The 6,922-nt window shown below is 42.4% G+C and carries 6 protein-coding genes; 4 read left to right on the forward strand and 2 right to left on the reverse strand.

What is annotated here, in order from left to right; translation table 11 throughout:
- Positions 1 to 28: 28 nt before the first annotated feature.
- Positions 29 to 1,645, reverse strand: a complete 1,617-nt coding sequence (locus BLT_RS0120915) for a glutathione ABC transporter substrate-binding protein (protein ID WP_017729648.1) — start codon at positions 1,643 to 1,645, stop codon at positions 29 to 31.
- A 330-nt stretch (positions 1,646 to 1,975) separates the two neighbouring features.
- Here BLT_RS0120915 and nikC point away from each other — a divergent pair, with 330 nt between their 5' ends.
- The 4 genes from nikC to BLT_RS0120935 all read left to right on the forward strand — a co-directional run bounded on the left by nikC (position 1,976) and on the right by BLT_RS0120935 (position 5,997).
- Positions 1,976 to 2,872, forward strand: coding sequence for a nickel transporter permease (nikC, locus tag BLT_RS0120920; protein ID WP_017729649.1), 897 nt, complete (start codon positions 1,976 to 1,978; stop codon positions 2,870 to 2,872).
- A gap of 17 nt (positions 2,873 to 2,889) precedes the next feature.
- Positions 2,890 to 3,846: an ABC transporter permease gene (locus BLT_RS0120925; RefSeq protein ID WP_017729650.1), complete on the forward strand. Its 957-nt coding sequence runs from the start codon at positions 2,890 to 2,892 to the stop codon at positions 3,844 to 3,846.
- 119 nt (positions 3,847 to 3,965) lie between these two features.
- The gene (locus tag BLT_RS0120930) at positions 3,966 to 5,006 is read left to right on the forward strand and encodes an ABC transporter ATP-binding protein (RefSeq protein ID WP_017729651.1); all 1,041 of its coding nucleotides are present in this window, start codon (positions 3,966 to 3,968) and stop codon (positions 5,004 to 5,006) included.
- The gene (locus BLT_RS0120935; protein ID WP_017729652.1) at positions 4,987 to 5,997 is read left to right on the forward strand and encodes an ABC transporter ATP-binding protein; all 1,011 of its coding nucleotides are present in this window, start codon (positions 4,987 to 4,989) and stop codon (positions 5,995 to 5,997) included. Before BLT_RS0120930 ends, BLT_RS0120935 begins: the two co-directional genes overlap by 20 nt.
- Positions 5,998 to 6,112: 115 nt before the next feature.
- Here the strand turns inward: BLT_RS0120935 and serS are convergent.
- Positions 6,113 to 6,922, reverse strand: an 810-nt coding sequence (gene serS, locus BLT_RS0120940; RefSeq protein ID WP_017729653.1) for a serine--tRNA ligase, incomplete at its 5' end; no start/stop codon positions are given.

Below are 6,922 nucleotides of genomic sequence, written 5' to 3' on the forward strand. Positions count from 1 at the left end.
TTGTCCCAGCCTCACGTACAACAAATCCTTATTCTTCGATGTATACATCGTGTAGCATAAGAATCTGTGTTGGGTGCTGCCATAATCCTTTTACTTCTTCACGTACCCCAAGGAGGAACTCTTGGTGGTGAATGAAAAGCATTGGAGCAAGCTCAACTAGCTTTTCTTGTGCTTCTTTGTATAAAGCAAGACGCTCTGCTTCATCCGTTGTTTGACGAGCTTCTAAAAGAAGTGCATCAAGCTCTTCATCACGTAGGAATGTACGGTTACCTGGCTCACCTACATTATCAGAATGGAATAACGGATACAGGCCGTAGTCAGCATCCCCTGTTACTGTTGTCCAGCCAAGAACGAACATTTCAGAGTTTCCACTTGCTGTTTGCTCGAGGTAAGCACCCCATTCTACTACTTCAACTTCAGCATCAATGCCGATTTCCGCAAGCTGTGCTTGAACGTTTGTCGCAGCATCGATACGCTCACGGTTGTCATTTGTAGAGATCGTTGTTGAGAAGCCATCTGGATAGCCCGCTTCTGCAAGCAATTCTTTCGCACGTTCAACATTGTACTCAAGACCTTCTACAGACTCATCATAACCGAAAACATTCGGTGCGATCGGGCCAATGGCAGGAATACCTGCACCATCAAAAGTACCTTGGATAATTTGATCTTTGTCAATCGCCATTGAGATTGCTTGACGTACACGAACGTCATTGAATGGCTCTTTATCCATGTTAAAACCAATGTAAGAAACAGCAACAGATTGCTGGTGGTTAACATATAAGCCTTCTGTGTTTTCAACACGAGAAACATCAGATGGGCTTAGTGGGTCAGAAATGTGTGAATCTCCTGTTTCAAGCTCAGCAATACGTGTTAAATCTTCAGGAACAACCTTGAACGTTACAGAGTCAAGCTTCGCAGGCTCTCCCCAGTAATCAGGGTTGTTGACAAGACGTACATATTGTCCAGAAGCCCACTCGTCAAATTTGAAGTAACCAGTACCTACTGGGTTGCTACTAATGACAGAACCTGGCTCTTCACCAGCTTCCATTGCTGCATAGTCTTCTTCAATTGATTGAGGAGAAATCATTCCACCACCATTATGAGCAAGGTGCGCTGGAAGTGGTGCGAAAGGATATTCAGTATGGAAACGTACTGTTGTTGGATCAACCACTTCAACTTCCGTAATCATGTTAAATAAGAAAGAACGCGGTGAAGCAACTTCAGGATCAAGAATACGATCAATGTTTGCTTTTACAGCATCAGCATTGAATTCCGTCCCATCATGAAACTTAATTCCTTCACGAAGCTTAAATTCCCAAGTTGTTTCATCAATTGGTTCCCAGCTTTCAGCTAACCCCGGTTGAAGCTCTAGGTTTTCATCTTGCCATACAAGCTGCTCGTAGATGTTTGAAGCAATGTTAGTTGAAGGCGTGTCATTTGAACCATGCGGATCAAGCGAAACCGCTTCTGATAGCGTTGCAATGACTAGGTCACCACCGCTACCTTCTCCATTTGTTGCTTGCTCTTCATCTGCATCTTCTGCAGGAGCACTGTCGCCATCAGGCTCACTTGCACAGGCCGCAAGAACAACACTTAGCATGAGTGCAAGCATCATTAATAAAAGTGAATTTTTTGACACTTTCATCAATTTAACCCCCCTGTTTTATATCAAATTTGATTTACTAAAATCATATAATACTATAACGTATGCATTACAAAAAAACAAGAAACTTTATAAGATTTTTACACTTTCCCGCTTTAATATGCGGACGTACACTAGAGGCGGTCAAATGTCCACGGAATCTGGCAGTTTTTTTATTTTTACTAATAATCGAAAAGATGCAACACTTTTTATTATTCTTCCAAAACATTATTTAACATTGTAAAAATCTAAGGACGTGGTATAATCAACGGTTGTAATATAACAATAAATTTTGACAAAATTTAAATCATTTTGAGAAAGGGTGTCGTGAAGATGAGCGAACAGACGGTCAATAATGCCGCTACGTCGAGCCTGCCACCAAATCCTCGCATTCAGAGTTGGAAAAACTTCTATAGAAAGATCAAAAAAAATAAAGCAGCAATGGTTGGTGGGTTTCTCATTGTCTTCTTTATTATTGTTGCTTTAATCGGCCCTTACTTTACGCCGTACCAACCAAACGTTCAAAACGTAATGAACAAGTTAGCTGGCCCTTCGGCAGAGCACTGGTTTGGAACGGATCATCATGGTCGTGATATTTTTAGTCGAATTATTCACGGTATGTCAATTACGTTGTATGTTGGCTTTTTCTCAGTCTTTATCGGAGCCACTTTAGGCACCTTGATCGGGATTATTTCCGGTTATTATGGAAAACGTGTAGATGCGATTATTATGCGCTGCATGGATGTTCTACTCGCTTTCCCTGGTATTCTACTAGCACTAGCAATTGTTAGTGTTCTAGGTGCAAGCTTAAATAATGTCATCATTGCGGTCGGTATTTTCTCCCTGCCCGTTTTTGCAAGGATCGTTCGTGGATCAACTCTTGCTGTGCGAAAACTTGAATATATTGACGCCATTAAAGCGTTAGGAGCCAGTGATGCTCGTATTATCTTTAAGCATATTCTTCCAAACGTAACATCACCACTTATTGTTCAAGCAACATTAAGTATTGCAACATCGATATTAACAGCAAGTGCGTTGTCATTCCTTGGACTTGGGGCCCAGCCACCAACACCAGAATGGGGGGCCATGCTAAGTGATGGACGTAATTATATGTATGACGCTCCACATGTCGCATTATTCCCAGGTCTGGCGATTGTGATCGTCGTTCTCGCTTTTAATTTATTTGGAGACGGATTGAGAGATGCACTTGATCCGAAGATGAAAAACTAGAAAAGGGGTGCAGCACATTGTTTACTTTTATTGTAAGACGTCTACTTCAGACGATTCCAGTTATAATAGGTGTTACCATTATTACGTTTGGCTTAATGCACCTCATTCCTGGTGATCCAGCACAAATTATGGCCGGTGAGAGTGCACCCGAACAACAAGTGGAGCAAATTCGAGAACGTCTCGGTTTAAATGACCCGGTTTATGTCCAATACGGCCGATATATGGCAAACCTAGTCCAAGGTGATTTAGGAACATCTGTACGTAGCGGACGTGACGTGTCAGAAGAAATTTCATCACGAATATGGGTAACAGTAGAACTTGCTTTTTATGGAACGGTTTTAAGTGTCTTTTTCGGTTTAATTGCAGGGATCATTTCAGCAACAAAACGCTACTCCTTTGCAGATGTTTCCTTAATGGTCATCGCTTTATTTGGTCTTTCCATGCCGAATTTTTGGCTAGGATTGATGCTCATTCAGTGGTTTGCCATAGGGGTAGATTTGCCTAGCTGGGTACCATTCTTTGAGAATACAAGGTGGTTTGCACCATCTGGATGGGGAGAGTTCCGTCAGATTGTTCTTCCAGTCATTACACTTGGTACGGCGGGAGCAGCAATTGTCGCCCGGATGACTCGCTCTAGTATGCTAGATGTCATTGGTCAAGACTACATTCGTACGGCTCGTGCGAAAGGAGTAAAAGAGCGCGTAATCGTTTATCGACATGCGTTAAAAAACGCGTTAATCCCAGTTGTTACTGTTGTTGGTTTACAATTTGGTGCCCTCCTTGGTGGTGCCGTCCTAACGGAGACTGTCTTTGCTATCAATGGATTAGGGCGTTTAATCATTGATGCCATCCGTACGCGAGACTTTCCAATGGTTCAAGGGACTGTTTTAGTGATTTCTTTATTGTTTGTCCTAGTAAACTTACTTGTAGACATTGCGTACCGTTTCTTAAACAAACGAATTGATATAGATTGATAAGTAGATAGATAGGCAACAGCAAGCCTAAGAGATTCAAAGGTTTCATGTTTCAACGGAAGCCTTGCCATCTCCCCTTTTGCTGAATTTGATTTTAGCTAAGAAAGGTGTGAAACCTTGTGACGACCAAAATTGAAGCAAATGAAACGCTTTTAGAAGTACGTGACCTTCGAACATCGTTTTTCACAGATGCCTTGGAGGTCAAAGCGGTAGATGGTGTCACCTTTTCCGTACCGAAAGGGAAAACACTTGGAATTGTTGGGGAATCTGGTTCAGGTAAAAGTATTACCTCGCTTTCCATTCTCCGCTTAATCCAAGAGCCTGGGAAAATTATTGGCGGTGAAATGATCTTTAAAGGTGAAAACCTTGTCGATAAAAGCGAAGCAAAAATGCGCAAAATTCGCGGAAACGAAATTTCAATGATTTTCCAAGAACCGATGACATCTTTAAATCCAACATATACGGTTGGCCAACAAATTAGTGAGTCTTTTAAAATTCACGAGGGTCTTGGAAAAAAAGAAGCACTAAATCGCTCCATTGAGATGTTAAAGCTCGTTGGAATCCCATCACCGGAAAAACGCGTTCATCAATATCCACATGAGCTTTCTGGTGGGATGCGTCAACGTGTCATGATTGCGATGGCACTTGCCTGTAATCCAGAGCTTCTTATTGCGGATGAACCAACAACCGCACTTGATGTGACGATTCAAGCTCAAATTTTAGAGCTTATGAAGGATTTACAAAACCGTCTCGGCATGTCGATTATTATGATCACCCACGATCTTGGTGTTGTTGCTGAGACCTGTGATTACGTAGCAGTTATGTACTGTGGGAAAGTCGTCGAATATGCAGATGTGAAGACGTTATTTAAAAATCCTCGTCATCCATATACCGTTGGTCTCTTAAACTCCTTACCACGTCATGACCAAGATACAGAGGACGAAGAGCTTTATGTTATTAAAGGCTCTGTACCAAACCCTGCTGAGTTACCAAAAGGCTGCCGTTTTGCCCCTCGCTGCCCGTTTGCTAGCGAGATTTGTAAGGAACGTCTCCCTGACTTAGAGCAGGACGAACTAGGAAACCAAATTCGCTGTTGGATTTACTCAGACGAGTGGGACGGCGATCCGGAGGTGAACGTTCATGCAGAAAGAACTTCTTAAAGTCAATAACCTTAAGCAGTATTTCCCAATTAAAGGGGGTATGCTTGGTCGTACAGTTAATCATGTAAAAGCAGTTGACGGTGTTAGCTTTACCATTTATGAAGGTGAAACCGTTAGTATCGTAGGGGAATCTGGATGTGGGAAGTCTACAACTGGTCGTGCGATTCTTCGTTTAGATGAACCAACTGCTGGTGAAATTCAGTTTGACGGTGAAGACCTTTTATCTTTGAACAAAACTCAAATGCGTAAGAAACGGAAAGATTTACAAATTATTTTCCAGGACCCTTATGCATCGATTAATCCACGTCAAACCGTTCGTCAAGTGCTTGAGGAAGCAATGGACATTCAAAACGTTATTCCAAAAGCACAGCGTGGAGAAAAAGTACGTGAATTGATGGATACGGTTGGCCTTGGTGCTCACCAGGCGGATCGTTTTCCTCACGAATTTAGTGGCGGTCAACGTCAACGGATTGGGATTGCCCGCGCTCTTTCCGTTAATCCAAAGCTGATTATTTGTGATGAAGCCGTTTCTGCATTAGACGTATCGATTCAAGCCCAGGTTATTAATCTTTTGAAAAAGCTTCAACGCGAATTTAAACTAACATACTTGTTTATTTCCCATGACCTTGGTGTCGTCCGTCATATCTCTGATCGCGTGATCGTGATGTATCTCGGTAAAATTGTTGAAATTGCTGACAAAAAGTCGCTTTTCGAAAACCCACAGCATCCTTATACAAAAGCACTTCTATCTGCGATCCCTATTCCGGATCCAGAAATTAAAAAAGAGCGGATCATTCTTAAAGGTGACGTTCCATCCCCAATCGACCCACCAACAGGCTGCCGCTTCCATACACGTTGTCCGTTTGCAACTGAAAAATGTAAAACCGACACGCCTGAGCTTCGTTCAACCGATTACATGCAAGACAGCCACATGGCTGCATGTCACTACATGGAAGAAATTCAATCAGGTGAACGTCAGCCAAATCAATAAAAATTGAATGAGCGCTTCTAGCTGAGCTAGAAGCTTTTTTTTTTGAGTGCCGGTCGATTAAAACAAAAAAATGAGCGGCACCGTATCGTATCAAGTGGTGCCACTCATTTTGACATTATCCGATTTTTTCTACATTTCCCATGTATGGACGAAGCACTTCAGGTATAACAATGGAACCATCTTCTTGCTGGTAGTTTTCAAGAACTGCAGCGACTGTACGGCCAATCGCAAGACCTGAACCATTTAATGTATGAACAAATTCTGCCTTCCCTTTTGGCTCACGACGAAACTTAATGTTCGCTCTACGAGCCTGGAAGTCTTCAAAGTTACTGCATGAAGAGATTTCACGGTATGACTCATAGCTTGGAATCCAAACCTCAATGTCGTATTTCTTTGCAGCTGTGAAGCCTAAATCAGCCGTACACATGCTCATGACGCGGTACGGAAGCTTTAAGAGCTGTAACACCTTCTCTGCATGTCCCGTTAGCTTCTCAAGCTCGTCATACGAATCCTCAGGCTTTACAAAACGAACAAGCTCAACCTTGTTAAATTGATGCTGACGAATTAAGCCTCTCGTATCACGGCCAGCAGAACCTGCTTCTGAACGGAAGTTTGTACTAAATGCGGTATAAGCGATCGGCAGCTGGTCGATTGAAAGAATTTCATCACGATGTAAATTGGTCACTGGCACTTCAGCCGTTGGTACTAAAAAGTAGTCTGCTTCTCGAATTTTAAATGCATCTTCCTCAAATTTAGGAAGCTGACCGGTTCCAATCATACTTGCACGGTTCACCATATACGGAGGCAAGACCTCTTCATAGCCATGTTCATTTTGATGAAGGTCCATCATAAAATTGATAAGAGCACGCTCTAGACGAGCACCTAGACCTTTATAAAAGACAAAACGGCTTCCAGTCACTTTTGA

The organism is Halalkalibacterium ligniniphilum (genome assembly GCF_000334155.1).
Taxonomy (GTDB): Bacteria; Bacillota; Bacilli; order Bacillales; family Bacillaceae_D; genus Halalkalibacterium; species Halalkalibacterium ligniniphilum.

Coding starts and splice junctions, on each gene's coding strand:
- BLT_RS0120915 (WP_017729648.1), bottom strand. CDS start 1,645: ATGAAAGTGTCAAAAAATTCACTTTTATTAATGATGCTTGCACTCATG.
- nikC (WP_017729649.1), top strand. CDS start 1,976: ATGAGCGAACAGACGGTCAATAATGCCGCTACGTCGAGCCTGCCACCA.
- BLT_RS0120935 (WP_017729652.1), top strand. CDS start 4,987: ATGCAGAAAGAACTTCTTAAAGTCAATAACCTTAAGCAGTATTTCCCA.